The following is a 26,580-nucleotide window of genomic DNA, read 5'->3' as shown; positions in this document are numbered from 1 at the left end:
ATTCACACCTCTGCATCGATCTTGATCGGGGTCGGGTTTGCAAGGTACTTCTCAGGTGTCGGGTAGTTGCTGAAACCTATGGTGTAGTACTTGAACCAGTTCTTGACATCCTCGATCATCTTCTTCTCTTCATCAGCGTTCACGGCTATGTCAGAGTAGTAGGTCTTCTTCTCAGGGATCGCTACGATCTCTCCCCTCTGGCATACAACCTCACCGCCCTTGATGGTATATGCTGCGTTCTCAAAGGCCCTGATAATGCTCTCGTAGTCGCTGACCTCTAGTTTTGCAGGGTCGAGATCGTAGATTGCCACATCTCCGTCCGCTCCTACGCCGAGGGTACCCTTGCTGTGTGAAAGACCTATGGTCCTTGCAGCATTTGCACGGGTGACGATAGCTATCTCGTTAAGGGTCATTTCCCTTGTCTCTGCAGCCAGGCCTGACCTGTCTGCTGCCCACTTGTGGCACTCGTTGAGGGTGTCCTGCCTTGCCTTGTTGGACATGAGCCAGGCAATGACCTGCGGGTACTTTATGAAAGGTCCGCCGTTGGGGCTGTCGGTTGTCATGATGCTCTTCCATGCGTCCTTGACATAAAGCAGCACCTCGAGACCCATTGCCCACTGTACGCTGTGTACGGGGTTGCTCTTGAGGTATGTGAAAGGCAGTACACCTGAACCGCACTCACACTCGACATCGGTATTGGACCATTTGTTACCGGTAAGCACATACAGGTCGTGGATAGCAGGTCCGTCACCGGTCATCACTGTTGCGTCACCGAATGGCACACAACCGCTGTCCATCACCACATGGTCGTGGCTGTTGACATAGTCAGTTATTCCCTTCACACCTGATTCGAAGTCCCTCCAGGATGTTCCTCCAAAGGCGTTGAACTGGCAGTGTGTAAGGTAGACTGATTCATGCCTTCTGGGATTGACCTTTGTCTCTGCCCATTCGACATTATGGTCCTTGGGGCGTGCCTTTATGTTCTTGGGGATCTTGAGCGAATCCCTTGTGATCTCCCAGCAGCCCGGGTGTCCGAGATTGTTTGCGTGCAGGTGCACAGGCATTGAGAATCCGAGCATCTCGTTAAGCTCTGCAAGTCCCTTGATAATATCCTCGGGTGTGACCTCGAAGTGGATGTTGGCCTGATCCAGGGCATGGACATTCTCTCCCCATCCCCAGTTCTCCACACCCGCAGGGTTCACACACTTTATACCATAGGTCTTGTGCGTCCTCATCATCCAGGAAATGTAAGCTGCAGCCTTCTCGATGTCTCCTTCCTTAAGGTATCTCATAAGGAACCAGTTGTTACCCAAGACGAGGTACCCGCCCATATCAAGCATAGGGGTAGCGCGCATCTCCTCATGGGTGTGGCGTGCTTCCATGGGTGGAACAGCCGCCTCGAAGACTGTAGTGTAACCCATCTTTGAGTACTCGTATCCTCCCAGGTACACGGAAGGAACACTGTATCCGCAGCCGGAATGTGTAAGGGGCGTCTTCTTCTGGTAGAACTTGTAATGGTCCTCAGGCCTCATCATCCTGCCCACGTTGACCTTTGCACCGGCCACGTGTGAGTGTGAATCGACACCACCAGGCATTACAGTCTTGCCGGAGGCATCGATCTCCTTGGCATCCTTGAGCTCAGCAGCGGAAAGCTCTGTTACGACCTTGCCGTTGCGGATGAAGATGTCCATCCTCTCCCCGTTTATCTCGTTGAGGGGGTCGAAGACATAACCGTTCTTGATTGCTATTGTTCCAGCCATTTTATACCTCCTTTACTACTAATCTTATTGCATCGACCGGGCATATCATGGCACACGCTCCACAGGAACCGCACAGTTCCTGATCGACCACATTGACAACACCGTTCCTTACTTCAAGGAGCTTCTTGCTGTCAACTTCATTAAGGTAGCCTGCACCGACATCTGCGTCGCTTGCATTGACAGGGCAAACGATAACACAGTTACCGCATCCCAGGCATGCCTCTTCATCAGTCTCCAGTCTGGAGGCGAGTGTGGGTCTTGGCACGTCAGAGTTGAGCAGTTTCTTCTCAAGGAGGGCCTTCTTCTCCACTGCCGGTACTATTGCGGTCTTGGTCACGGTGATCGCATTGACCGGACAGGATACGTCACATGCCCCACAGTAGATGCATACGTCCGGGCGCTGTGCGACCTTATCCACCCTTTCACCTGCACCCCACTCGGGGTTGAAAAGAGCATTGCACGGGCAGGTGTCAACACAGGTCCTGCATGCTACACAGGTGTTCTCATCCCTGTGCCAGGTGCCCTCGAATGGTTTCTCTACTGCGATAGCATCTACCGGACAGACTTCCATGCACCATCCGCAGTGTACGCAGCATTCGTTATCGATCTTAGTTTCACCTTCCACACGTGCGCTGCCGTCATTGGCAAGCCACTGCTTGACCTCTATGCAATCCTGAGGGCAGATCTGCTCGCAGTGGCCGCAATGGACACACTTTTCAGCGTCAACAGTAGTTGGCTTGAGTGCAACCCTGATATAGCTGTTGTCGTTTACAGTTTTGCCTGCCTGTCTCAGTTCAAGTGCGCCTGTGGGGCAGGTCTTGGCACATATCCCGCAAAGGATGCAGAGTTCTGACCTGTTCTCCAGGAAATCCTTGTCTATGAGCCCTCTGGCAACAGCTCCCACTGAGCCGATTACCAATGAACCCTTAGGACATGCCATCACGCACGTTCCACAACCAATACATTTTTCGGGAATGTATACGAGTTGCTTGTCGTCTTTTACTCCAAACACTGATTCGTTCATCTCATTTTCTCCGTAGTCCTGCCTTTTGACTCCACATGCTTTGTAAGGTTGTTTCGGCTGGTGGACACATAAAGCTTCAATAAATGGCAGAGTCGGCATTTATATGTGTACACTGGAAATTCCCATTATAAGCACAAATTATTGCTTTTGTGGCATGAATACGCCATTTTCAGGTTAAGCCCGGGCCTTTTCACAGCGTGCTGAAGCAATATCCGGGTTCACCTGTGTAATATCCATTTTAAATTACCGCATCGATAATTCACAATCCCGGGAGCATATGGGCTCCTGAAATTGTAATTATAGTAACACCTATTTGTTATAAAAGTATCGTTTGCATCTGTAGCAGGTTCAACATTGGTGGCATCTGCAAGGTTTTTATCGATCGTCTTTCATGATAACCATGCACCCTGAGACTTATTATATAAAGGTCACGATGACTTTTTATAGTACTTGCTACCCCATCAATAATGGGGTAGTATAATATGGGCAATAAGCAGAACTCAACAGCACTGTATTTTACCAAAGATGCTTTTTTCTGCAACCCGGATACGTTCAGTCATACCTGCGGCCATCCGGCAGGAATTCCAGTTCTGCAGCGCTCAGCAAAAAGATGAAGGAGTAATGATACATGCCATTATTAAGTATAATAGGCTGCGAATTGTTCAAAAATGAAATTGCGCAAGTCCTGATAAACGATGGCGCAATAGATAGTCTTGTTATTGTTAACGGAAATAACCCGGACTTTGAAAAAGAGCTTGAAGGCACAAATGCGAGGGTAGAGTCGGTATCTGCAGATTCTATTCCACCGAGCCTCAAAAGAAGCAACGGATTCAATGTGATAATAGCGCTGCAAAGCGCCTCACTTAATTCGGACAGTTGCAAGCTCAACAAAGAGATCTATGAAAAGATAAGGTTCTATGGTAAGATCTCAGACGGCATCCTTCTCCTCTATGGGCAGGAAGATGATGAGCTTGAAAATCTCATGTCTGCTTTCAGACGCGCCGGATTCTCACTGAAATCAGTAGGGAACTGTGCGGATATTTCTCCCGGCATGAATGGCCCACTGTCAGATAATGGCAGTCCGGCTGGAAGAGATGACGATAAGGAAACCCTGCGGATCTACCAGAAGGTGTATGCAGACATGAGGGCTGAACTGGGGCTGGCAGACCAGCTGGCATAGACTCAAAAAAGCAAAATGGAAAAAGCAATAAAGGAGCCTATTAAGGCCACCTTTATCTGTTCACCATATCCATATCCTTTCCGCAGCAATTCAATGTGATATTGCAACCTTCAGGGCATCCTTTACATTCGTCAACGACCTCAAAGGCGATACCACATTCACCGCACTTGAATCTCTGTCCCTTGCTTAAGACATTACATGAGCTGGCAGAAGATGCCATCTATCCACTCCTCCTTTAATCCTAGAGAGCCTTTACATTGCCCCAGTTAAGAGTTTTTACCCATGATAAATAAAGGTATCCTGTTGTCTCCGTTTTTTCTGTACTCGGTTACGTAAGGAAACGCAGGATTTGAGTTCTCATTTAAACGTCTGCTTTTTTTCTATTCAGACTGATGTTTTTTCGTAATCTTTCCGGAGACATGGACCTGCGCGGATGAACACAGATTCAGGAAAGAATGAGTTTAGAAACCCCTGCCACCTAAAATCCGTGCAAATCGGTGTTGATCCGTGTCTAAAGTAAGTCCGGAAGTACAATCCATTTCAATTCTAAGGCACAGATATGCATGGATTTTAAGTCATGGAGTTTGTCATAACAGTAGAAGTGGTGCTTCAGGAACTATCCAGAAGTCCCCTCAAAAAGTCCTAAAGTTAAATATAACATTTAAATATGATAGATACTATTAGGAGTGCATGTCAGGAATGAGGAGCGGAACTTTTTCCCCGGCAGGTGTGATCGCACATGAGCTGTGAGGGAAAAGCGTATTCACTTGGTGCAGGGACGGTCATCAATGCGATCGCAACCTGGAAAGGTGCAGCTTTTGGCATCGACCTGAAGACCTTTGCCCATGTGGAGCTCTCTCGCAACGACGATCACATAAGGGGAAGTATCGACGGGATGCCGGACGGTGATACCGCCCTTATAGAAAAATGTGTCCGGCATGTGCTGGACCATTTCGGCCTGAAGATGGGCGGCGCTGTCATGACCAGCAGTGAAGTGCCTCTTGCAAGGGGACTGAAAAGCAGCAGTGCGGCTGCAAACGCAACAGTTCTTGCAACACTGGACGCCATCGGAGAGGAGATGGACCCGCTTGAAGCAGTCAGGCTTGGGGTCAGGGCCGCAAAGGATGCAGGCGTAACAATCACAGGTGCTTTTGATGATGCATGCGCTTCCTTTTTCGGAGGTTTTGTTGTCACCGATAACAGAGAGACGGAACTCCTCAAGAGGGAAGAACGGGAGGCGGATGTACTTATATTTGCACCCGACAGGAAAGCCTTCAGTTCCGGGACCAACGTTGCGCGTTCAAGGCTGTTAGCCCCCTGGGTCGATATCGCTTACGAGCTGGCACTCCGGGGAGAATATGAGAAGGCCATGTCACTTAACGGTTTCCTTTACTGCAGTGCCCTTGGCTTTGATACCGAGCCCATGATGCGCGCACTGGAAGCAGGTATCAAAGGTGTGACATTGTCCGGCACTGGGCCTTCCTATGTGGCTCTTGTGGACGAGCGTTCATCGGGGATACTGAGAGATGCCTGGCAGGAATGCGGAATCAGCGGAACCGTGATATGTACAAAGATCAATAATAAAGGTGCAGGTAAACTTTAGGGTGGTGAGAGTAAAATGGACACGATCAAGGAAGTACGTGAAGAGATAGCAGGGATCGACCGTGAGATCATCGAGCTTATCCACCGGAGAGTGGACCTTGCGGAAAAGGTCCTCCGTTCAAAGCAGAAAGAAGGGATCCAGATAAACGACGGTGCCCAGAACCAGGTGGTTCTGGAGCGGGCTGTTGATGCTGCCACTGAAAGGAATCTTGACACCTCATCAATAAAAGAGATATTCCAGATTCTTATTCGTATGAATATAGAACGCCAACATGAACTAAGTGGTGAAGGAAACCTTCCGTAGGAGAAATTCATGGTAGACGTAGCAGTATTAATGGGATCTGAATCAGACAGAGCCATTGCCCACAGGGTAAGTAACGTGCTTGACAACAGCAAATACAGTTATGACGTGCAGGTAATATCGGCCCATCGTAACCCTGTTGAGCTCGAAGAGTACATCAAGCAGAGCGATGCAAAGGTATTCATAGCCATAGCAGGATTATCGGCAGCTTTGCCGGGCGTCATTGCTTCCAAGACCGGCAAGCCGGTAATAGGGGTCCCGGTCAGTGCAAAGATGATGGGCCTTGACGCGTTGCTCTCAATAGCCCAGATGCCTCCGGGAGTCCCGGTTGCCAGTGTTGGCGTGGACAACGGTGCCAATGCGGCCCATCTTGCAATAAGGATACTGGACCTTATCCCTTAATCCAGTCGGTTTATCTCAAAAAGACAGCAATCATCTCCGTTACCCATGGTTTCGAGGACATCGACCTCCACATCGTCCCCCTTCATGTTTGCAACCCTTGAGAATATCCCTCTTGAGATAGTGCAAAGGATGGGGTTCGACCTGGCCTCTTCCTTGCCCCATGGGCAACAATTGCCTTTTATTGTACAGTTTTTAGTATCCCCGGATACATCCACCTCAAAGTTAGCTCCTAGCTGGTTTATTATCTGGCAACAAAGATCACCTACGGTCTCATAGCCCGCCAGGTTGTTCTCCGGACTTGTGTTCTCCAGAATGGCATTCACTACCATGTCTATCATCTGATGGATCACGATGCCTTTTTGTTCGGGAGGCAACGTCCTCAGAAGCGTGGGAATGATCTGGGTCAGCACCGAACGGATGCGGTTTTGCAGGTCGAGTTTATTCTTTTCAGCCAGCAGGTCTTCATGAAGGTTCTTAATCCTCAGAAGGGAGTTGATCCTTGTCAGGAGTTCAAGCTTGTTCACGGGCTTTGTAAGGAACTCGTCAGCCCCGGCCTCAATGCCGTTGATCCAGTCATTCCTTCCTGAAAGGGCTGTTACCATTATCACGGGGATGAACTGGGTTGAAGGGTCAAGCTTGAGTTTTTCGCATACCTGGTATCCGTTCATGTCAGGCATCATGACGTCCAGCAGAATGATATCAGGCTTGTTGACTGCGACATTTTCAAGTGCCTGTTGCCCGTTGAGCGCGATGATCACTTCATACGTGTCCTCCAAATAGGCCTTCAGTAACTCTGTATTCATTATCTCATCATCAACAATGAGTATCCTTGTTTTCTGCCTGCCGGAAATATCAACAACTCCTTACAAATGGTATGATTGGGTACTATTCATCTCAAGGACGGTCTTGGTTTATGTGTCAGCCTGATGCAAATAGGATCAAAGTTCCACAAGCTTGCTTTTGGACCCCTTCAGTTTTATTCCTGCAGAGCTTATGTCAAAAGTGCTTACATCAAGGGTGATTTTTGTGCTGCGCATTTTAGGTATGCTTAAGAAGCGCTCATTATTGCCGGTGTAGGGGTTCTCTTTTACGAAAAGCTTGACAGCGCCGTAGGTGGAGTAGTCTGCTATTTTGTGTGTCATCTCATAGGCTGCTTCGTCCATGATATAGAGGGTGCTGGTCTTCTGCTTTGCCAGAAGGCGGTTGAGCGTATCAAACCGGTCCCGGAAGTCCTTGGCACTCAATCCGAAAGCAAGCACCCCCAGATTGTCAATGACTGCCACATCGGTCCCCTCCGGGATAAGCCGTATCAGGTCTATCATGTCTATTTCTTCAATGTTGAGGTCGGCCCTGTCAACCCTGAGATGCCGGTCAAGTCCGGTCTCTTCAATTAGGTCTATCTCTTCATCACTGAAATCATCTAAAAGGCACGCCTCACGGGCAATCCCCCGCGTCCTCAGCTCGATGACGGGTTTTATCTGGAGGAGTCCTTTCTGGATGAACGACTCAAGGCCAAGCCCCAGCATCGCAGCCTGTCCAAGAAGATCCTCCGGGGTTTCCTCAGTGGCGACCATGATGCACTTGTTCCCGTCCATGCAGGATTTATGAAGGAAGTGAAGTCCAAAAATGGTCTTGCCGGCCCCCGGGACTCCGGTGACAAGTATCCCTTTGCCTTTGGGGTATCCACCCCCTATCTTCTTATCTAGGTTCTCTATCCCAGTTGGCATCCTGTCCATTTTAAGCACCCTTAAATAGCGTACAGATTACAATTATATTATAATAATATTAACTATATATTATAAATAAATAGTGCTGATCAGCTGTTATGGGGAATATTTACTGATCGTCGTGATTGAGTCGGCATGAAAGAGAAAGTGTAAAGCGTATGTGCCAGAAAAGTGCTAGGTCTTAAAAGTGTTAAGTGCTTCTATTGATTCAGGAAAAGAAAATGGCTTCCGCCGTTGAAAACAGACTTTTGGCCACTATCAGAACTCTCATCAGAATATTCCGGCAAGGAGAATAATTTCGGCTACGAGACTGTTTTATACTAAAAAACCCTTTTACGGCTTAGTCGATCATTAAGGTGAGGCGCCACATAAACCACCACGCTTTGGGCGCCTCTCTTCCTTAACGAATCCGAGATATTCCCCAATATCTCTCAAGCCATCTTAACGGCTTACCAGGTTGGATAGAATGAGGCGCCGATAAACCACCACGCTTCAAGGCGCCTCTTTCCTAACGAATCCGAGATGTTCCCCAACATCTCTTTCCTACTCCACTCCCTTGCGGCTCATTTTCCCCCACGACCCGCAATATGTAATTAGTTATTTTCTTATTTAACCTAAATCCGTCTTAATCTTACAGAGGATAAGAGATTTTGTTCCCAGGTAAAGTTTTAACGGCGTTACAATTTAAGTTCGCGGCGTTAATATTGCAGAGAATTATCGAGATGCAGCGTATATTTTTAATTTAATAATAGTCAGAACTGCCTTCAGGAGAAGTTTAACGGCATTCATGAATAAAAGATCCAGAGGCTGGCCCTTTTCCAAGACCCGGAAGAAGAGTCGCTCAGTACCAGCATCGGGTCAAAAAGGCATCCTCCACAGTATAACTGCAACCGAGTCAATCCCCGGGATAGCCCAGGTACCTATGCGGGTTTTTGACGAACCCACAATTAACACACATTTTTAGAAGTAGTCTTGTACATATGCTGAACCTATACAACATTTATTACACAGTACGCAATAGATATTCGAAAAAAATGCATTCTAGCTTAAATCATTGCAAATACTTGAGAAAAACGGATAAGAAAGGATAAGTGCGCCAACCGGGATTCGAACCCGGGTTTAGGGCTTGGAAGGCCCCAGTCATAGCCGCTAGACCATCGGCGCAGGTTGTAAGCCATAGAAGCGTTTTTTCGGATATAACATTTTCGCCCGGCCCTGAATGCATAAGTATATTTGAACGGTAAGCCATTATTCCAGAGATGGAAGTGAGCGACGCTGCAATACGTACTGAGGGAATAAGTAAGAAGTATGACGGCCTGACGGCAGTGGACAATATTGACATCACCGTGGAGAAGGGAGAGCTTTTCGGGCTTCTGGGCCCCAACGGGGCGGGCAAGTCAACCCTCATAGCCATGCTCTCCACCATGCTTCGGCCCACGTCGGGCAGTGCCAGCGTGTGGGGCTATGACATCGCCAGAAACCCGACGAAGGTGCGCCAGTCCATAGGCGTGGTGTTCCAGGAGACGACCCTTGACCAGAAGCTCACCGGCAGGGAGAACCTTGACCTGCACGGCCGTCTCTACGGACTGAACAGGAAGCAGCGCAATGAAAGGATAAAAGAGGTCCTGGAACTGGTGGAGCTGTACAGGTGGGAGAACGAGATCGTGCAGAAGTACTCCGGCGGGATGATGCGCCGCCTTGAGATAGCACGCGGGCTCATGCATTACCCCAACCTGCTCTTCCTTGACGAGCCTACCATCGGCCTTGACCCGCAGACAAGGAACCACATCTGGGACTACATAAGAGAGCTCAACCGAGACAAGAATATCACCATGGTGCTCACAACACACTACATGGAAGAGGCGGACAGGCTCTGCAACCGTATAGCCATCATCGACCATGGAAAGATAATCACCATGGGCACCCCACAGGAACTCAAGTCATCCCTGGGCGGGGACATCATCACCCTTGGCCTCTCCTCGGAAGAGGACGCCGGAAAGCTGCTTGGCAGTTGTAGTGCCATGCCCGGGATCAACAACATATCTGCCTCAGGAAACACAGTCCGCATAACAGTCACCAACGGAGAGCGCGCTATACCTGACATCCTGGGAACCACCACAAAGCTGGGGCTCACTATCGAATCCGTGAACCTGCACAAGCCAACCCTTGATGACGTTTTCCTTCACTATACAGGCAAGGGCATCAGGGACGAGGAGCATGACAACGGTAAACCCAGGGGCAGGGTGCGCCGGATGCTCAGAAGATGATGCTCACAACGCGTAGTTCTCACGCAACTCCTTTATCCTGTCCCTGAGCTGCGCCGCCCTCTCAAAGTCGAGGCTCTTGGCGGCCAGGTGCATCTCCGACTCAAGGTCGATGATCATGTCCGACAGTTCCACCGTGGAAAGACCTTCGGCTATGGCCGTGACATCGGAAACCTCCGTAGATTCCCTGTACTCGACAAGTTCTTTCTGCAGAGCCTTCTGTATCGACTTAGGTATAATGCCGTGCTCCTCATTGAACTCCATCTGGAGCTTGCGGCGCCTGTTGGTCTCCCGGATGGCGCGCTCCATGGAACCTGTCATATTGTCTGCGTACAGTATCACACGGCCGTTCACATTCCTCGATGCACGCCCGATGGTCTGTATAAGAGAGCGTTCAGACCTCAGGAATCCCTCCTTGTCAGCGTCAAGGATAGCAACAAAGGCAACCTCCGGTATATCCAGCCCTTCACGGAGCAGGTTGATGCCCACAAGCACATCAAACTCTCCCTTTCTCAGGTCCCTGACAATCTCCGCCCTCTGGAGGGTATCTATATCTGAGTGCATATAACGCACCCTGATGCCCAGCTCGGTGAGATAATCGGTGAGATCCTCAGCCATCTTCTTTGTAAGGGTCGTCACAAGCGTGCGATAACCTGAGGCAGTGACCTTGCGCAGCTCTCCTATGAGGTCGTCCACCTGGTTCTCCACAGGCCGCACAACAACTTCCGGGTCCACGAGACCTGTGGGGCGGATGATCTGCTCCACAACGGCACTGCTCCTCTGCAGCTCGAACTCAGCAGGGGTCGCGGATACGTAAAGCACATAGTTCAGCCTCCTTTCGAACTCGTCATACCGCAGGGGGCGGTTATCGTACGCAGAAGGCAGGCGGAAGCCATAGGACACCAGCGCATCCTTCCTGGCACGGTCGCCGTTGTGCATGCCCCTTATCTGGGGGATGGTCACATGAGATTCGTCAATGACCACCAGATAATCCTCAGGGAAGAAATTGAGCAGCGAGGATGGCGGCTCCCCGGGCTTCCTTCCATCGAAGTGACGGGAATAGTTCTCGATGCCGCTGCAGTACCCGAGTTCCTTTATCATCTCCAGATCGAACCGGGTGCGCTGTTCAAGACGCTGTGCCTCAAGCAGCTTGTTCTGGGACTTGAGCTTGGAAAGCTCGACTTCCAGCTCCGCTTCTATGGACTCCAGCGCGCCGGCAATATATTCCTCGGACATGACAAAGTGCTTGGCAGGATAGATCATAGTGCTCTCTCCGGGCCTGAGCTCATGGAGCACTTTCCCGCTGACAGGGTCAAAGTAAGCAATCCGTTCTATCTCGTCCCCGAAGAGCTCTATGCGTATCCCCTGGCGCTCCTGGGCAGGATATACCTCGACAGTATCTCCCCTTGAACGGAATGTACCCTGGGTGAACTCGATATCATTGCGTTCATATTGGATATTGATGAGATCCTCAAAGAAGGAGCTCCTGTCCAGCTCATCCCCCACGGTCAGCAGCACCGACATCTTGCGCCATTCCTCAGGGGAACCCAGGTTGTAGATACAGGAAACACTGGATACGACTATGACATCACGGCGCTCGAGCAATGACCTTGTGGCCGACAGGCGCAGGCGGTCTATTTCCTCATTGATGGATGCATCCTTCTCTATGTAGGTGTCCGTTGTAGGGATGTAGGCTTCAGGCTGGTAGTAGTCATAATAACTTACGAAATATTCCACAGCATTGTCCGGGAAGAACTCACGGAACTCAGAGAACAGCTGGGCTGCAAGTGTCTTGTTATGTGCGATCACAAGCGTGGGCATCTGGACATTCTGGATGACGTTAGCCACGGTGAACGTTTTGCCTGACCCCGTGACGCCCAGCAGGGTCTGGTGCCTCATCTTCTTCCTGATTCCCCGGGTAAGCTGCTCTATGGCCCCGGGCTGGTCACCCTTGGGCTCGTAATCTGATACAAGTTTGAACTCACGCATTAAATGTAATATTTGGCGGAACCTGTATAAACATATTCACAGGGGAGATGCATGCGCATTACCCCGGAACCTATCACAAAATACAGGCCAACACGATCACAGGCTCACCACGCTTCACACAAACGGTATAGGACAGAGGTGATCCCACAGACTGCGGGCCAGGGCTCACAGCAGCAGGGACATGACTACTACCATAAGCAGATATGCTGCCATAAGTACCAGGGCAAGCAATACGAGAGTCTTTACGCTTCCCCGGTCAGAGCCAAATACTATCGGTATCGGTCCAAGCATGATTATCCCGCCTCCCTTCACCTTGCTCCGGGGTCCGTCCCCGCGGGCACCCCGGAACATGGAGCCGATGCTCCCTATAAAGAGAAGAATAATACCCACGAAAACAAACAGGATGCCGGCTGTGATCAGAGAGGACATTACCTGAACCTCCTGAGCACGACCAGATAAACAAGAGCTATCACAAGGCCTGCCCACATCATAGTGGAAGTGATCCCGGGCGAAGAGCCGAAAGCTATAGGTATAGGCCCGATCAGGATCAGACCGCCAAAATCGCCATTGCCCTGGCCTGCGGAGAGAAGAGTGCCTAAAAACAGGAGTAGGAAACCAAGGAATACAAGAAAGAAGCCTGTTTTAAGGAGATTCTCAAAAAAGCTCATGGTTCAGGATAGGTTCCTGTCGGATTTAACCATATTCCACGGAATTCCTGTGAAACTGTGGCACACCTGCAGGAGACTGTGCTGACTGGCGCGGACCGGCAGCCTCGTCACCGACATATCTGTACTCGCGCTGTGTCCTGTTGCCACGGCGCTCCAGAAGGTTCTTCTGGTACATTCTGGAAAGATATGTGGAGACTGTGCTCTGTTTTATAGTACCGTAGATACGCTCGTAGTGCTGCTGGACATCCTGCGAGGAGAACCAGACGCGCGGATACTCGTATTTAAGGAAGAGCTCAAGCCTCTCATTGATAGTGAGAGAGGAATCGTTCATACGATCCTTAAGGCTTACAGTGCGTCCCGGTGCACGCTGGTGGAGAGCGTTAACATGGGCCTCCTGCTGCCTCACAGGCATTACTTCTGGAGCAGCCGGCCGGGCTGGTGGATATTGTGGTGGCTGTTGGGAGTTGATGGAGGATATACTTTGAGCCGGCTGTCCATAGTAATAATACGGTGCCACCGTGGGAGGTAGGTAATATTGTGATTGCTGCTGGTACTGCGCTTGTTGCGGGTACTGACCCTGCGGAGCCGGCTGCGGATAGAAAGCCTGCATAACCGGTTGCTGTTGCGAGAACTGCTGCTGCATCGAAGGCTGCGGAGCAGGACTGTGAACAGGACCCTGTGCCGTACCTGGAGCTGTGCCGTGGTTAAAAGAAGACTGTGAAGAAGATTGTGAGTAAGCAGATGAAGGTTCGGTGTGTTTTGGGTTCTCGTCTTCTATTGAGTCTATGAATGCCAGGAGGCACCGTTTCCAGTGCTTCCCGCCAAACTCGACATTTGTGCTCTCAATGCCATCTTCGTCGATGATCTCAAGCCGAACCTTCATCCTGTTGCCTCTTTTTGCAGATCCATTCATCCCCTCAGATATAATGGATTCACAAACCATTTATCCCCTCAGACAATGGTTGCTCATTTAATCTTGATCTGTTGTTGTGTTAACACATCCGGGACACTTTGTCGCGTTGTGTCTTACAATTACTTAAATGGGAGTAATAATATATAAATCTTTTCTTTTATTTCAGTGCTTATTTGTTTTAAGGACAATCTAAGCTCTAAAATTCCTTCTTTTATATTTTAAGGAGATAAATACAGCTGAACACTATTGTGAACAATTAATTAACTGCAATTCATGCTAGATAAATATTTCTTTTTTGTTTTGTAAGAGGGAGAATTAAGCCACTAAAGGAACAAATACAGCGCTAAAGCTTTTGTTTTTTTAAAGAAGCCGTACTTTGCTTCAAAACAAGCATAGTATAAAAGACACAGGTAAAAACAATGTTTTTTGTGATCGGACAATTAAACAGAGACCAGATCAACGGAAGTCACTGTCAGACACCAGGCAATACCTTAACCGGAGCGCGTGTTCCCCTCTGCAGAGGTCACTTGCCCCTAGGTATTTATCAAGGATATTTTCCCGCCATAGTTCAATTTATATTAGATGGTGCGTATAGTATGCCCCTATGTCTAACAGTAGTGCCGAATCACCGGTTGACACTAAGAATCCAAAAGTGCCTGCACATTCCGGTCCAGATGATGCTGACAGGAAGGATGCGGAGTCATTACTGCAGGAGATAGAGATACTGAAGGTCAATAACGAGAACATGCGTGCAAAGCTTCTTGAGGCAAGCATGTTGGCGAACAGTTATCTCGAGGAATCCGGCAAGCTCAAAAAACAGATAGAGCAGCTGACAAGGCCGCCTCTGTTCATTGCGAGCGTCATGGAGGTCGAGAAGGATATGGCACTCATAAGGCAGCACGGGAACAACCAGGAGGTTGTGACAAAGATACCTCCGCATTTCCAGGGAGAGATACAGGCAGGAATGAGGGTCTGTGTCAATGCTGCGTTCTCCATAGTATCCATTATCAGCAGGGCCGCTGACGTGCGTGCACAGGTGATGGAGCTTATCAATTCACCCGGGATCGACTACGATATGATAGGAGGGCTTGACGATGTGCTCAAGGAGGTCATTGAATCAGTAGAGCTTCCACTGACCGAACCTGAGCTTTTCGAGCGCATAGGTATCGAGCCGCCAACGGGAGTATTGCTCTACGGAGCACCGGGAACCGGAAAAACACTTATCGCAAAGGCAGTAGCATCCCGCGCACAGGCGACTTTCATTCGCATGTCAGGTTCCGACCTCATCCAGAAGTTCGTAGGAGAAGGTGCGCGACTGGTCAAGGATGTGTTCCAGATGGCGCGCGACAAGTCACCATCTATTCTCTTCATTGACGAGATAGATGCAGTGGGCGGCATGCGCACGCACGACGGCACCACCGGCTCGGCCGAGGTCAACAGGACGATGCTCCAGCTACTTGCCGAGATGGACGGCTTTGACGCCACAAAGAACGTGAAGATAATTGCGGCAACCAACAGGATAGACCTGCTGGACCCCGCACTGCTGCGTCCGGGCCGTTTTGACCGCGTGATAGAGGTCCCCCTTCCTGATGAGAAGGGACGCATGGAGATCTTCAGGATACACACCCGCAAGATGAAGCTTGCCCCTGACGTGGACTTCGAGAAGATAGCCAAGATGACGAACGCGCTCAGCGGCGCAGATATCAAGGTCATTACCAAGGAAGCAGGCATGTTCGTTCTCAGAAGACGCGGCACTGAGATAACTATGAAGGATATAAACGATGCCTACGAAAAAGTAGTATCCGAAGAAGAGAACAATACGCCTCACGGTATGTTTGTCTGAACAGACATACCCATCCCCTCCCATTAACGAAAGGTTAATATCCTATAAACGTCTTTCAGAGATGCTGTTAGGCCAATGCGGCTTAAAACAAAATGCTCCGATAGTGTAGCACGGCCAATCATGCAGGACTCTCACTCCTGCGACTCGGGTTCGAATCCCGATCGGAGCACATCCTCATTATTCTTATTTAGTATCTAAACAGGCTAGAAAATTATAAATAGTCACTAAAGACTATACACTTTTGCGTTATGGATTGTTATCTATATAGATGTAATAAAAAATAGATACTTTTTTTAAATCTATATGCGCGGAAGTGCAAAAAATGGACCTGTTAGAGCAATACCTTCATGACTGCGCGGTACGTGGACGTACGTTGCGCACAGTCCAAAGTTATAAGAGCAGTGTTAAAGATTACCTTGATTCCTTCCCGGATCCGGAGTCAGTCACCAAGCAGGATCTTGTATGTTACATAGAGCACCTGCAGAAAAGAGGCAAGAAGCCAAGCAGTATCCAGCGCGACTTCTCCGCGATCTCAGGCCTGTATGAGTACATGAGGTTCATGGATCTCTGCACAAACAATCCCATCCTGCAGGTACGCAGCAGATATCTGGACCAATCCTATGAGCCGGAGAGAAGGTTCATACCGGAGCTGGAGGATGTCAGGAATCTCGTCAGAGCCATCGAGGATGACCAGGACGACATGATAAGAGAGCTGGCCATGATATGCCTCCTGGCAAAGACTGCGAGCCGTAGAGGAGAATATCTGGAGCTCAAGGACTGCGACATAGACCTGGACCGTAATGAGATCTACTGGAGTGCCAAGAAGAAACGCAGGATAAGATTAGGCTTCATTGATGACGAGCTCAACGCCATCCTGGAAGCATACTTGGAGTGGAGAGCTCCCAGGGCAAAGACAGACTATCTATGGATCACCGATCGAGGCGGAAGGATCCACAAGGACTATACCAATGAGGTCCTGGCACATTATGCCACACCTCTGGGCTTGCACGATCCTGCAGGACCTCTTCACAAAAGGCTTACATGTCATTGTCTGCGCGGATTTGCAACCACACAGATGCAACGCACAGGAATGACAGAAATAGATATTATGTGGCTTCGTGGGGACTCGTTAAAAAAGAAAACCTGGGCAAATAACTATGTAGAGTTTGACCCGGATATCATCAAAACATCATACACCAGATCTGCCCCTAAGCTTACACGCTCGTTTCTGCCAGGATCCCCTTATCCTTCAGGATCACAAGTATTTGGTCCAGAGAGCCTTCCAGTTTGAAGCCGGGGTTATCTCTCTGCCCTTCAAGTTTCTGTAATCTCCATTTCTCTATCATGTTATCCTCACGTAAACGGTATCCAGTTTCCTATGGCCTGTATGACCCTATACACCAGCTCAAGTCCTCTCATAATGATTGTGAAACATACCTCAAGAGCAATCCTATTATCATTCACGATAGCCCCTATACTCTTCGTGATCCTTCTGTGCTTTGGCCCCTTCCCTCTAATGATTACAATACCGTGCAAGAATACACCTGTCTCGAAAAGGAAGAAGAAAAGCATTATATTATTTACAAAGAACCATGCCCCCGAAAAGAATGCACCCAGTACCCACGCAGATAGTCGTAACGCTTCTCCTATGTACGGGCCAACAAAAGGGATTGCATCGATTATATTGAGTATTGTATCTGTTAGTCCAATGCCGATTATATCGCCGTCAAGCTGAGAGATCCTAAGATCAATTGGTGTTGTAGAGCTAAGTGAAACACTGCTGGGAGCATAGACGGTTTCATCAGAGATCTTTTTAGCGGACATACCCGTTTTGACTTTCAGCGATCCTTCCACAGAGTTGTCAATCACACCTGCACTAACCTCGCAGCTAATCAATCCCATGTGATAAATTGTGTTGGTGTAACTGGTACTGTTCCCGGTAACTAAGCTGTAATAATCCACTGATAAAGTTGATGAGTACCAATTGAGACGCCCTACAACTACATCAATTTCGTATGTGTTTGAATTGATTGAATACGAGTGATTTGCATCCAGACCAGAAGTAACACTGATGAAATTATACACATTCCCACTGTCTGCAGTCTCCGTGAAAGAAGTAATGTCGTTATGCAGGTACACAATTGTATCGCCATACACCCCGTCAACTGATATCTCAGCAGATGCAGGTACAATAAGCAGGCATAACGCCAAAAGGAAAATACAAGGCCTCATTTTCCCCCTATCACTTCAAGCACCCAGAATACCAAGACAATCAGAAACAACGGGAAAATGATTTTTCGGCCTTCGTTGCTCATTTCTTCGTCTGTCCATTCGTGGCCAGTTTCATATTGGTCAGTCGTTGTACCGGAAGAACCATCTGAAGAATCTGGAGTTCCGCTAATGCCTAAATCGAAAACCTCGACGAATGACAAATGCCTACCATTAGCATACGCCATTACAGCATTATTTTTACCAAGAGCTAAACAATGCATATTCATTGAGGGGCGATTAGTGGTTGAATAAGTGAAACTGATACCCATATCGTTAAGAACTGAATATGTATTTGTGCCTGTCCTAGATAATCTTTTGATGTTAAAAGTACTAATTGCACCATTATCATGTCTAGACGTGGCACCTACATATAGACACGTATCATTAATCCACTCAGACCCACTCATTGTCCATGAGGGACCAGTACCTTGACCACTTGTTAACAAATATGCATTATTAGGATCATTATTATTAACCATTATAAGATTTAACTGCCCAATCCAATTAGCAACCGTATTATAAAAACTAGTACCTACTTTATTCATACTTGATATTTGGGATGATGTAGCTGTATAATACGTATACGTATAAGTAACCTGATTAGACACCAAAGTACTGCTTTTATTTATTCTTTTAATGCTATTGGAACCGCCAGACCAATAATAAATATAATTGGAATCCTCGAACCACGAATAAACTTCTGTGTCAGATGACACAAACTGATAATTTTCAGGTAATCCGAGATTTTTAGGTGAAGTAGAACCTTTTGTTATCATATAACGATATACGCCACTGGAAGAGGAAAAATATATTTTCCCATCCCAAGAGCAATATACAGAGATAGGATTATTGACGGTGTTGTTCCCGTATCCAATTGTATAATAATTCCCTGTATAATCGGCAATCATTATGTTATTGGGAGAACCCCCTGACAAAAAAATGAAATAATCTTTTGTAGATTCAGACATATAGCTATTAGCATTATAGATACTGAAAGGATCTACATTCTGTAAATCTAACGCCAATGCAGGCGTTACACTGCACAACAGGAGCGCCAGACAAGCGAAGAGCAGTGTTTGTCTCATTTTCCACCTCCGCGTCTACCCATTGCCCACGACATGCCTATTACCATGACTACAAGAGAGAAGATCATAAGCAGTACAAACAGTCCTTTTCCACCACCACTGAGCAGCCATGTGAGCCATGCATCCGGACGGTTGAAGAGATCTACCTTTTTCTGATCCATGAAGAGGATATAGTCCATGTCAGGATCCAAGGTAATAGGGCTGGACGTGTTCAGGGCGCCTGCGTATGTGCCATTGCCATAGTATATCCTGAGCTCCACGTCTTGCTCTGACAGGTACCCGGTGTTTGTGAAGCTGACAGTCTGTGCAGCTGCAGGCAAGGCAAGCAGCCCGATGATGAATAGGATAGAGGATAGTTTATGCATGTTTGCCTCTGAGGCGTTTGTATTTTGCCTTGAATGCTGCTCCGTACCGTGTGCCGATGTACCACCCTACTGCAGCCATGAGGCCGCACAGGATAAGAGTGGCTGCCAGGATGTAGGGCTGGAGCTCTTCCGGGGTCATGTAGTGAGTGAGGACATACTGCCCGTTGACGTACTGAACCGTGTCAGTGGCAGGATTGTAATTTTCAGGGAGAAGAGAAAAAGATGAGCCGTTGAGGCTCACGTTCTGCAGTGTAGATCCGTTGTCTGTAGCCATGAGCCACCTTAATCGATCTTAGCAATGCCGATGACAAGTCCGACGATACCGGCCACGATAGCCTGGACGATCTTGAGCGGTGCAATGCTGACGATAAGGTCAACGAGGTTGGGTATAAGGGTGGTTGTTTCGGTGATGATCTCGCCAATACCGGTGAAGTTTATGTCTGCCATATAGATGACACCTCATCTATATAGTCAAATCATACAGTATAAATATTTATCTAATATTAATAATATTCTTAATCATATTATTATTTGTTTCTTCCATGAGCGGGAGAACTTCTTAAAAATGATAGTGGTAAAAATGAAAATCCTCTAGAGATTGCCGTTTTTGCCCCTTTTCGCCCCATACCCGGCCACCATGATGTCTGACATCCTTAGCGCTCCTTCTGGTCTAATTTATCACCACAGTATCTGTTTTTGTGGGTGTAAGTTGCAAGTTTGCTAATGGGATGGCCTCTACCTCCTGAACTCTTAAATTTTTTGAGCCTGTTATTATTTTCGATGATGGTAGAAGGTGTATAGGAGAGTAGAGGGCATTACGGAGGCGGGAGAGGGGTATCAGGTACCACGCCTGTTTATCCCGCTTCTCTCCTTCCATCTGGTAGTATGCCAGGTAATGCACGGATCCTATCTTGGCGTCCAACTGGAGCATCTCCTTAAGCTTCTCCCACTTCGGTTTAAGGTCCATGTATTGAGCTTTCCCATCCTTGTAGTACTTCTTTACCCCTGTTACGTCGAAGATGATAGGAGCCTGGCCGGGAGGAGTGACCACGACGTCCCCGATCCACTGGCTATTATTGCCGCTGTCCTGCAGGAGCTCTACCATGCAGTCCACACCAAAGTGCTTCTGGCACGCATGATAGAACTTCTCGTCATTTACCGCATTCTCTGCAAACGGATTTGCTCTTGGCTGAGGTAGATCTGCAGCTGACAGGATATCTGCATCAGTGTTGTAGATCTGCAGCATGTCAGGGGTGACATAGCCCAGGCCGAGCAGCGGATGAGCAAGACGTCGAGCTATACCTGTGTCGTGGTACTCGCCTCCTGGACTCTCTGGATTGATGCGCTTCTCCTTAATCACGACAACCAGAGGAGCTGTAGGTCTTGCAGGATCTCCTGTCATCCTGGTCTTGACTACTTGCGGGAGGTCCAGGAACTCAGTCTCCTCTCTCACCCTGGGAGGGACCATCCTCATCTGCTGGACAGAGTACCTCAGACTTCCGTGGAGCTTCCTGAGCCTCTTCTTGAAGAATGCGGAAGTCATACGGGCAGCTTCGCTCTTGAAGTCGTAAGCGTCCACTCCTCCCATGAGATCGTCAGGATCTGAGCCGAAGTTGTCAATCTCATCCAGGACAATGACAAACCTACCCCGCAACTTGATCCTGAGCAGATCCTTAGGATGGAACAAAGGGCTGTAATTGAGCTCTCCCTCGTTGTACCTCTTAGACCATGGCTTTGTGTTCCCATCAAACACCAGGTCATAGTTTGAATATACACGGTAGCCTTTCAGCCACAGATGCCACGCTTCATTTGACAGGCAGAGAGTCTTTGCGCTGCCTGACATGCCGACGTATGCTCTTATATCTGCCATAGTGATTACCTAAAATAAAGCTACTGTTGTTTTTTCAGTTCATCATAAATGGACTGCATGTACTCTTTATTACCCGGGTGTGGTTGTGCCTGGATCATCACCGGGACAGCTTCAGGATTGATCTTGTAGACCTCGTGTATTAACCTGTACCAGAATTGCTTAGCGGCCTCCTCAGTGTTTCCATATTCCCGGATACACGCCTTCTTGATGTTAGTTGTAATTCGTTTCAGCTGATCTTCGTTGTATTTACTCATCTCTTACCAGCCTCCCGGAGCATATTGAGCCTGGCGAAGAGAGACCCCAGGACAGATACACGCGGATGCAACTCTACTCCTGCAGCTCCTGGATAGATAATGCCCATCCTGGTCTTGAGCATCCCGGCAAACCCGGAAACATACAGATTATCGCCCTTGAGAATATTATACACGTGCTGCGACATTCCCATGGCTCGCATGAGCTCCAAGTCCGTCATGTTAGCAGTCAGGCAGGTACTCTGGACAGGATGCTCCAGATTTGTCATTTGTGGCAGAGAGTCCCTGTATTCTTTGATACCCAGAGCAATCTTGGCAAGGTCCCTTGTAAGATCTACATTTGGATCAGGGACCATAAAGCCGTCATTGCCTGCGTCCTGGATGGCCTGCAGGAAAGAGGGGTCAAGGCCTGCGTAAGCAGCCGCGACCTGTGCCTTTGACTCTTCCATCTGCTCTTTTTGTTTGTCAGGCTTCTTAGTGAATGCCATTACCTTTTCACCGCCCCGGCAAACTGCGTTATTGCCTGCAGGTTATGTTCAGAATGTGGCAGGATAAGGTTGGCCTGGAAATATATCTGGCTTCCCTTGATAGTGGTTTGTATCTTGCCATTGAACATCTTGTCTATGTCTGCATCCTGCAGGCGGGATATGATCTGCGTGCAGATCTCTGCAGGAGTGGATCCTTCCTGGATGACTATGGCCCGGTCCACAACATGGTCCTGCATGAGCTTTGCCTGGATCCTTTCGGCCTGGGCTTCCTCCAGGTCAGCCTGCAGTTGTGCTGTCTCTGCCTGCTGCAGGAGGATCTCCTGGAAGGTTTCCTCATCCACCAGCTTGACTTTGTACTCTGCATCCTGGACGGATACCACGATCTTGTGCTCGTCCATGGAGTGGTCCTGCAGTTCATCGATGGAAGGGAACCACCAGGAACACTGAGTACATCCATAGAGCTTGTGAGTGTCTGGATCTTCCAGGTCAATGACCTGAGCCTTTTTATTTTTTGGAAGCTGGAAAGTCGTGCCAGGATTCTTTTTTACATACCGTACAACAAGGCCAAAGAGCAGCCCTGCGCCTATTATAATTATCCATGTATAGTCCATTATTCCACCTTATGAGAAAGCAGCCATTAACGATAGCAAGAGCATTGTAAGGATAAGACCAACGATCACACCGCCAAAGAGACCGAACAGGAACACCATGCCGTTGCCTCCTATTTCATCGAAGCCAGCGTGCCATTTTGCCATGGCGAACTGATCGAGGCCTTGTGTGGTCAGCTTGAGGATCGTGTCGGGAAGTCCTAGTCCCTGAATCTCAGGATCATCTTTTGTCTTCTCTTTCTCGGAGTTGAGATCCAGCTCCTTAGCAGCCTTGTGGATCTGCAGAGTGTACGGGACATCCGGACTGCAGATGTAAGCAGTCTGGCCGTCCAGTTTTCTTGCAGATCCTGGCATGATCATCCACCCATATCCCAGCTCGTGATTGAAGATCACATTTGCAAAACGGACAGCTGGAACGTGCTCGATACCGTCTCCCCTCAGGAGAGTGACCACGACTTCCCTGGAGTTGAGAGCTGTACCTATCGTCTTAACAGGATGCTTTATGGCCTTGCCAATGTTTGGAAACTCTGCCTTACGGAGAGGGACCATAGCTGCAGAGATGGACCTGATAGATCCTTTTACCCAGCCGAACATCAGACCACCGCCTGCAGTAACCTGAAATACTCGGATATCGGCTTATTGTATGGCTCTGCAATGCGTGCCATAGGTTCCAGGGATCCAGCTGGAAGGATGCTGTGCACATCTGCCCTGGCCTTGACCAGCTGGTAGACTATCCACACTCCTGCATAGGATATGCGGTTTAATATGTTCATTTCCATTTCCTCCAGTCCATGCGGTACTTTTTCCGGCCACTTGTAAAGCGTCCCAGGATCCTGCAGGATACCCAGTAAAAGCCTTTTACGATAGCTGATGCAGCCTGGATGAGCAGCTGGACCCACCAAGTATTATACGCTTTCTTGACCTTCCCGACAATCCGGGGATGGCGGTTCATCTGATGACCTTCCTCACCAGATTACACATTGATTCCAGGAGACTGTCAGAGCCTCCATGCTTCTTGCACGCGCTGATCTCTTCCGGAGAGAGATCTATCTGGGAGTACTCCAAGGCAGTGACCCTAAGAGCTGCTTTCATGCTTGCATGTCCGGGATGAGTTCTCCTGACAACATTGAGTAACTCATCACGTTCCCTTCCCGTGAAGGATGCCTGTCCTGTTACGATTTCTTCAGCTATGTTTTAACCTCCAAATATTCTTATTATTAAGATTCAAAATGAAAATAATAAGAATATAAAACCCAACTAAGAAAAGAAATATATAAAGAATGTTTCCGATTATACGGCATAATAGGAAATATTTTTCCACACGATCACTGAATCAGAAAAAAAGAGATTTTGTATATAAACAAAAGCGCATTTTTTGGATGGCTTTTGGAAGCATTTCCTTTACTTGTGAGTTTAGGCTATTGTCCTGGAGTACTCCGAAATATCACAAGCCCAGAAACACCACTTTAGATTAGCCCATCTCCTTAATTCTTGGATGCGCTTTGTCGGCTTTTCGTCAATATTGAACATAACAAAAGGATTGCAGTTAAGCTCTTTTAGAGTTCTGCACCTGTAGACCCCGGTTTCATAGTCTGCATCTGAGCCGACATAAACATAAAATTGCACCCACCGTTTCAGTTTAGAGGGAGTGAAGCCCACCTTATTTAATACCCGGATCTTTGCTTTGATAATTGGCTCATCCTGTATGTGATCCCATGCAAAGAAGATAGGTTTCCAGACCTTCATTTTATACAGCCTGGCTGCTATCTGCTCATCCAGTAGGCGTATATCTAACCCCTGTGTGAACCACACTTTCAGACCGTGATCTATACACCATTGTGTAACCTCAAAGAACCATTCCTTATCTGCAAGAATGTTGTTATCCAGGAACATGATTTTATCAAATGTTGGATTATGCCACTCTTGCGGATGAGCGACCTTATGAAAGGATCCTTCTTTCTCAGGAACTATGCAGAAATAACAGTTCCTGAAACACCCGCGTGTCGAGAATCCCATGCTGTAATCACATTCTGAATATAAAGAGTAGTCCGGCATCATGCGCTCTATATCATCCGGTAATTTAGAGTGCAGATCATAACCAGAGCCACCAACTATTATTTGTGCTCCCGGATAGAAGAATTTCAATCCATCAATTTTATGCTTATTCTTCTTGAAGATCACAGAGGCATAGACAAGATCTGGATCCACAACATCAAAGCCTACAGTATGACCCTGTGCTTTGTGGTATGCGCTGACCTTCATCAGTGCGAGGTTTGGTATCTTTGAATCCACATCTACAAGTTGTACTCTCATAATCCTTCCTTTATTATGGGGTTTCGGTTTCTCTCAAATAATACACATCTGATCGTTTCCCTACATATTCACGGCCAACAGACACCCTGCCAGATGTCACGGGACCGGATACGATCATATAGCCATCGATCCATATCTCAACACCCATGCCATCAAACGGTTTGCCTATGTAGACCTGGCCTGCCTGGTTGACCTGAATTTGCCGATGAGGGAGGTAGATGGGGAGGGGCATTATACCTCATCCTCTTCACTCAGGCGGAAATAATATCCGTCTATAGTATCATATTTGTGACCCTCGATATCTATATCAGTTATTTCAATATCCGGGTAATACTGATCTACCACATGCTCCCACACTTGCCAAAAATCCGCCTGATATGTGTATTCATTGTTCTTGTCATCAAAAATTGCTTGCATCTTTTCTTCGATATCTGTCAAAATTTCGGCTGCTCTTTCTTTTGTAATCATCTTATTTTCCTCCTATCGTGAGGCACATTTTGTACCTCTATATACTACTATGCAACCATACTATATATAGTTAACGTTGCACTTATTACAGTACTTTAGTTTCCGTAATTATGGGATAACTCCCTGGGAATAGTACATCAATGATGCATCCCATCCAATGTTATATCCGATGTCATACCCGGCCAGTAAGCCGAGAACAATGCCGATCAAAATATAAAGTGCTGTAAAATAATAGTCCTTCGTCATGGTTTCCTCTCCTATGGTGTTTAGGATTCCCTGTCATTTTCTCTTAAGAGTGTGAGTGTGTCTAATAAATCAAGAATCCATGCTATTAAAAGCAGGTTAGAAAACGCTAATATCACAGAACCTACGGCAATGATAAACAATATAACGTGTTGCACAAACCAGTTGTATTGCTCAACCAACTGCAATAGCTTCCACGCTTCGGATGATATTATCCAATAGTCTATCAGTACAATTATTACCGGCGGCGATATGCGTTTCCCAAACTTAAAAATGTTAAAAAAGATACTAACTGGAGTTACTTTTCTAATATTGCCAGTGCCTTCCGAATAGTCATCTCCAAACCAACGCAAAATAATATTTTTCATAAGCGTCTTCCTTTCTTATGGGTTTTCTCATTTTGATGTGAATAGAATATACATCGTGCCAATTGCTCCGGCAGAAATTAGAGCATGAGCACAAATATCATTTGAAATTGCACCTCTGACAATACCGGCCACCAATGCCAACATTGTCAGTACAAATATTATCATCCGTATGTCAATCATAATTTCCTCTACTATGGGATCCAGGAAAACCTGGAAGATCTAACCAAAATATTAATAATATTCACAATTTAAACCCCAACTTACAAAACAATATAACTTACTTTAAAGATTGATTGTTTTTTATTACACTCTCACCAGTTGGTGAGGGGCATTTTTGAACACCTTGATAGTGATTTCTTTAAGATGGTAGGTGAGCGCTCACCGGTGAGTGAGTGGAAACAGAGAAGCGGTGAGCACCCTTAGACCCATTTTAGACCCATTTTAGAACACATTATAAAATAAGTGATATATAAAAAAGTAATATATTTTATCTAGTTTATTCAGGTCTTTAGCCTGTAAACCGAACACAAATTATCTTTTTTTAGCAGGTATCATCCTGAACCACCTCGACTATATA

The 26,580-nt window shown here is 47.5% G+C and carries 33 protein-coding genes and 2 tRNA genes; 8 read left to right on the top strand and 27 right to left on the bottom strand.

All coding sequences use genetic code 11. The annotated features are described in order from the left end of the window. Positions 1–2 precede the first annotated feature (2 nt). Positions 3–1,760: a formylmethanofuran dehydrogenase subunit A gene (locus PV02_RS06970; protein ID WP_256622659.1), complete on the bottom strand. Its 1,758-nt coding sequence runs from the start codon at positions 1,758–1,760 to the stop codon at positions 3–5. 1 nt (position 1,761) lies between these two features. Further along, the gene (locus tag PV02_RS06965) at positions 1,762–2,784 is read right to left on the bottom strand and encodes a 4Fe-4S binding protein (RefSeq protein WP_256622658.1); all 1,023 of its coding nucleotides are present in this window, start codon (positions 2,782–2,784) and stop codon (positions 1,762–1,764) included. A 628-nt stretch (positions 2,785–3,412) separates the two neighbouring features. On the opposite strand from PV02_RS06965, the gene PV02_RS06960 reads away from it, so the two are divergent. Continuing rightward, positions 3,413–3,964 (top strand): hypothetical protein, encoded by a 552-nt coding sequence (locus PV02_RS06960; RefSeq protein ID WP_256622657.1) that lies wholly within the window; start codon positions 3,413–3,415, stop codon positions 3,962–3,964. Between the two features lie 52 nt (positions 3,965–4,016). Here PV02_RS06960 and PV02_RS06955 read toward each other — a convergent pair whose 3' ends face one another. Continuing rightward, positions 4,017–4,184 carry a hypothetical protein gene (locus PV02_RS06955; protein WP_256622656.1) on the bottom strand — a complete coding sequence of 56 codons (168 nt, stop codon included), beginning with the start codon at positions 4,182–4,184 and terminating at the stop codon, positions 4,017–4,019. Between the two features lie 519 nt (positions 4,185–4,703). Here PV02_RS06955 and PV02_RS06950 point away from each other — a divergent pair. Genes PV02_RS06950 through PV02_RS06940 form a run of 3 tightly spaced genes read left to right on the top strand, consistent with a single transcriptional unit; the run spans position 4,704 to position 6,269 of the window. After that, on the top strand, positions 4,704–5,567 hold the full coding sequence (locus PV02_RS06950) for a shikimate kinase (RefSeq protein WP_256622655.1): 864 nt from the start codon (positions 4,704–4,706) through the stop codon (positions 5,565–5,567). 15 nt (positions 5,568–5,582) lie between these two features. Further along, positions 5,583–5,870, top strand: a complete 288-nt coding sequence (locus PV02_RS06945; protein WP_256622654.1) for a chorismate mutase — start codon at positions 5,583–5,585, stop codon at positions 5,868–5,870. A gap of 9 nt (positions 5,871–5,879) precedes the next feature. Next, positions 5,880–6,269: a 5-(carboxyamino)imidazole ribonucleotide mutase gene (locus PV02_RS06940; RefSeq protein ID WP_256622653.1), complete on the top strand. Its 390-nt coding sequence runs from the start codon at positions 5,880–5,882 to the stop codon at positions 6,267–6,269. On the opposite strand, the gene PV02_RS13280 is transcribed toward PV02_RS06940, so the two are convergent. From PV02_RS13280 to PV02_RS06925, 3 genes are all read right to left on the bottom strand, one after another. Beyond that, on the bottom strand, positions 6,266–7,090 hold the full coding sequence (locus tag PV02_RS13280; protein ID WP_256623070.1) for a methanogen output domain 1-containing protein: 825 nt from the start codon (positions 7,088–7,090) through the stop codon (positions 6,266–6,268). The genes PV02_RS06940 and PV02_RS13280 overlap by 4 nt on opposite strands. A 117-nt stretch (positions 7,091–7,207) precedes the next feature. After that, on the bottom strand, positions 7,208–8,005 hold the full coding sequence (locus PV02_RS06930) for an ATPase domain-containing protein (protein WP_256622652.1): 798 nt from the start codon (positions 8,003–8,005) through the stop codon (positions 7,208–7,210). A gap of 1,083 nt (positions 8,006–9,088) precedes the next feature. After that, a tRNA-Gly gene (locus tag PV02_RS06925) sits at positions 9,089–9,160 on the bottom strand. A gap of 95 nt (positions 9,161–9,255) precedes the next feature. On the opposite strand from PV02_RS06925, the gene PV02_RS06920 reads away from it, so the two are divergent. Further along, positions 9,256–10,263 carry an ATP-binding cassette domain-containing protein gene (locus PV02_RS06920; protein WP_256622651.1) on the top strand — a complete coding sequence of 336 codons (1,008 nt, stop codon included), beginning with the start codon at positions 9,256–9,258 and terminating at the stop codon, positions 10,261–10,263. 3 nt (positions 10,264–10,266) lie between these two features. On the opposite strand, the gene uvrB is transcribed toward PV02_RS06920, so the two are convergent. The 4 genes from uvrB to PV02_RS06900 all read right to left on the bottom strand — a co-directional run bounded on the left by uvrB (position 10,267) and on the right by PV02_RS06900 (position 13,800). After that, positions 10,267–12,249, bottom strand: a complete 1,983-nt coding sequence (gene uvrB / locus PV02_RS06915; protein ID WP_256622650.1) for an excinuclease ABC subunit UvrB — start codon at positions 12,247–12,249, stop codon at positions 10,267–10,269. 165 nt (positions 12,250–12,414) lie between these two features. Further along, positions 12,415–12,678, bottom strand: coding sequence for a TIGR00304 family membrane protein (locus PV02_RS06910; RefSeq protein ID WP_256622649.1), 264 nt, complete (start codon positions 12,676–12,678; stop codon positions 12,415–12,417). Further along, positions 12,678–12,917 (bottom strand): TIGR00304 family membrane protein, encoded by a 240-nt coding sequence (locus PV02_RS06905; protein WP_256622648.1) that lies wholly within the window; start codon positions 12,915–12,917, stop codon positions 12,678–12,680. The genes PV02_RS06910 and PV02_RS06905 overlap by 1 nt, the downstream gene beginning before the upstream one ends. 25 nt (positions 12,918–12,942) lie before the next feature. Further along, entirely contained in the window at positions 12,943–13,800 is an 858-nt protein-coding gene (locus tag PV02_RS06900; protein WP_256622647.1) for a hypothetical protein, read from the bottom strand. A 634-nt stretch (positions 13,801–14,434) separates the two neighbouring features. Between PV02_RS06900 and PV02_RS06895 the strand changes: the two genes are divergently transcribed. The 3 genes from PV02_RS06895 to PV02_RS06885 all read left to right on the top strand — a co-directional run bounded on the left by PV02_RS06895 (position 14,435) and on the right by PV02_RS06885 (position 16,964). After that, positions 14,435–15,673: a proteasome-activating nucleotidase gene (locus PV02_RS06895; protein WP_256622646.1), complete on the top strand. Its 1,239-nt coding sequence runs from the start codon at positions 14,435–14,437 to the stop codon at positions 15,671–15,673. A 94-nt stretch (positions 15,674–15,767) separates the two neighbouring features. After that, positions 15,768–15,842: transfer RNA gene (locus tag PV02_RS06890), tRNA-Glu, on the top strand. Between the two features lie 153 nt (positions 15,843–15,995). Then, positions 15,996–16,964, top strand: coding sequence for a tyrosine-type recombinase/integrase (locus PV02_RS06885; RefSeq protein WP_256622645.1), 969 nt, complete (start codon positions 15,996–15,998; stop codon positions 16,962–16,964). A gap of 62 nt (positions 16,965–17,026) precedes the next feature. On the opposite strand, the gene PV02_RS06880 is transcribed toward PV02_RS06885, so the two are convergent. The 17 genes from PV02_RS06880 to PV02_RS06800 form a co-directional block, all read right to left on the bottom strand. Continuing rightward, the gene (locus PV02_RS06880; protein WP_256622644.1) at positions 17,027–17,905 is read right to left on the bottom strand and encodes a hypothetical protein; all 879 of its coding nucleotides are present in this window, start codon (positions 17,903–17,905) and stop codon (positions 17,027–17,029) included. Next, positions 17,902–19,029, bottom strand: coding sequence for a hypothetical protein (locus PV02_RS06875; RefSeq protein WP_256622643.1), 1,128 nt, complete (start codon positions 19,027–19,029; stop codon positions 17,902–17,904). Before PV02_RS06875 ends, PV02_RS06880 begins: the two co-directional genes overlap by 4 nt. Then, positions 19,026–19,394, bottom strand: coding sequence for a hypothetical protein (locus PV02_RS06870; protein WP_256622642.1), 369 nt, complete (start codon positions 19,392–19,394; stop codon positions 19,026–19,028). Before PV02_RS06870 ends, PV02_RS06875 begins: the two co-directional genes overlap by 4 nt. Continuing rightward, positions 19,387–19,668, bottom strand: a complete 282-nt coding sequence (locus tag PV02_RS06865) for a hypothetical protein (RefSeq protein WP_256622641.1) — start codon at positions 19,666–19,668, stop codon at positions 19,387–19,389. Before PV02_RS06865 ends, PV02_RS06870 begins: the two co-directional genes overlap by 8 nt. An 8-nt stretch (positions 19,669–19,676) precedes the next feature. Then, positions 19,677–19,841, bottom strand: coding sequence for a hypothetical protein (locus tag PV02_RS06860; RefSeq protein WP_256622640.1), 165 nt, complete (start codon positions 19,839–19,841; stop codon positions 19,677–19,679). Positions 19,842–20,064: 223 nt separating this feature from the next. Beyond that, positions 20,065–21,264 carry a hypothetical protein gene (locus tag PV02_RS06855; protein ID WP_256622639.1) on the bottom strand — a complete coding sequence of 400 codons (1,200 nt, stop codon included), beginning with the start codon at positions 21,262–21,264 and terminating at the stop codon, positions 20,065–20,067. A 20-nt stretch (positions 21,265–21,284) separates the two neighbouring features. Beyond that, positions 21,285–21,518 carry a hypothetical protein gene (locus tag PV02_RS06850; protein WP_256622638.1) on the bottom strand — a complete coding sequence of 78 codons (234 nt, stop codon included), beginning with the start codon at positions 21,516–21,518 and terminating at the stop codon, positions 21,285–21,287. Next, the gene (locus PV02_RS06845) at positions 21,515–22,003 is read right to left on the bottom strand and encodes a hypothetical protein (protein ID WP_256622637.1); all 489 of its coding nucleotides are present in this window, start codon (positions 22,001–22,003) and stop codon (positions 21,515–21,517) included. The genes PV02_RS06850 and PV02_RS06845 overlap by 4 nt, the downstream gene beginning before the upstream one ends. After that, positions 22,003–22,614 carry a hypothetical protein gene (locus PV02_RS06840; protein ID WP_256622636.1) on the bottom strand — a complete coding sequence of 204 codons (612 nt, stop codon included), beginning with the start codon at positions 22,612–22,614 and terminating at the stop codon, positions 22,003–22,005. Before PV02_RS06840 ends, PV02_RS06845 begins: the two co-directional genes overlap by 1 nt. Positions 22,615–22,623: 9 nt before the next feature. Continuing rightward, positions 22,624–23,205 (bottom strand): hypothetical protein, encoded by a 582-nt coding sequence (locus PV02_RS06835; protein WP_256622635.1) that lies wholly within the window; start codon positions 23,203–23,205, stop codon positions 22,624–22,626. Continuing rightward, the gene (locus PV02_RS06830) at positions 23,205–23,384 is read right to left on the bottom strand and encodes a hypothetical protein (protein WP_256622634.1); all 180 of its coding nucleotides are present in this window, start codon (positions 23,382–23,384) and stop codon (positions 23,205–23,207) included. The genes PV02_RS06835 and PV02_RS06830 overlap by 1 nt, the downstream gene beginning before the upstream one ends. After that, positions 23,381–23,563, bottom strand: a complete 183-nt coding sequence (locus PV02_RS06825; protein ID WP_256622633.1) for a hypothetical protein — start codon at positions 23,561–23,563, stop codon at positions 23,381–23,383. Before PV02_RS06825 ends, PV02_RS06830 begins: the two co-directional genes overlap by 4 nt. Next, on the bottom strand, positions 23,560–23,703 hold the full coding sequence (locus PV02_RS06820; RefSeq protein ID WP_256622632.1) for a hypothetical protein: 144 nt from the start codon (positions 23,701–23,703) through the stop codon (positions 23,560–23,562). Before PV02_RS06820 ends, PV02_RS06825 begins: the two co-directional genes overlap by 4 nt. Before the next feature lie 321 nt (positions 23,704–24,024). Beyond that, positions 24,025–24,924, bottom strand: a complete 900-nt coding sequence (locus tag PV02_RS06815) for a radical SAM protein (protein WP_256622631.1) — start codon at positions 24,922–24,924, stop codon at positions 24,025–24,027. Between the two features lie 13 nt (positions 24,925–24,937). After that, positions 24,938–25,156, bottom strand: coding sequence for a hypothetical protein (locus PV02_RS06810; protein ID WP_256622630.1), 219 nt, complete (start codon positions 25,154–25,156; stop codon positions 24,938–24,940). Continuing rightward, positions 25,156–25,392: a hypothetical protein gene (locus PV02_RS06805; protein WP_256622629.1), complete on the bottom strand. Its 237-nt coding sequence runs from the start codon at positions 25,390–25,392 to the stop codon at positions 25,156–25,158. Before PV02_RS06805 ends, PV02_RS06810 begins: the two co-directional genes overlap by 1 nt. 266 nt (positions 25,393–25,658) lie before the next feature. Beyond that, the gene (locus PV02_RS06800; protein WP_256622628.1) at positions 25,659–26,003 is read right to left on the bottom strand and encodes a hypothetical protein; all 345 of its coding nucleotides are present in this window, start codon (positions 26,001–26,003) and stop codon (positions 25,659–25,661) included. Between the last annotated feature and the right edge of the window lie 577 nt (positions 26,004–26,580).

The organism is Methanolobus chelungpuianus (assembly GCF_024500045.1).
In the GTDB taxonomy this organism is placed as follows: Archaea; Halobacteriota; Methanosarcinia; order Methanosarcinales; family Methanosarcinaceae; genus Methanolobus; species Methanolobus chelungpuianus.
This window is presented reverse-complemented; position numbering and strand designations above follow the sequence as displayed.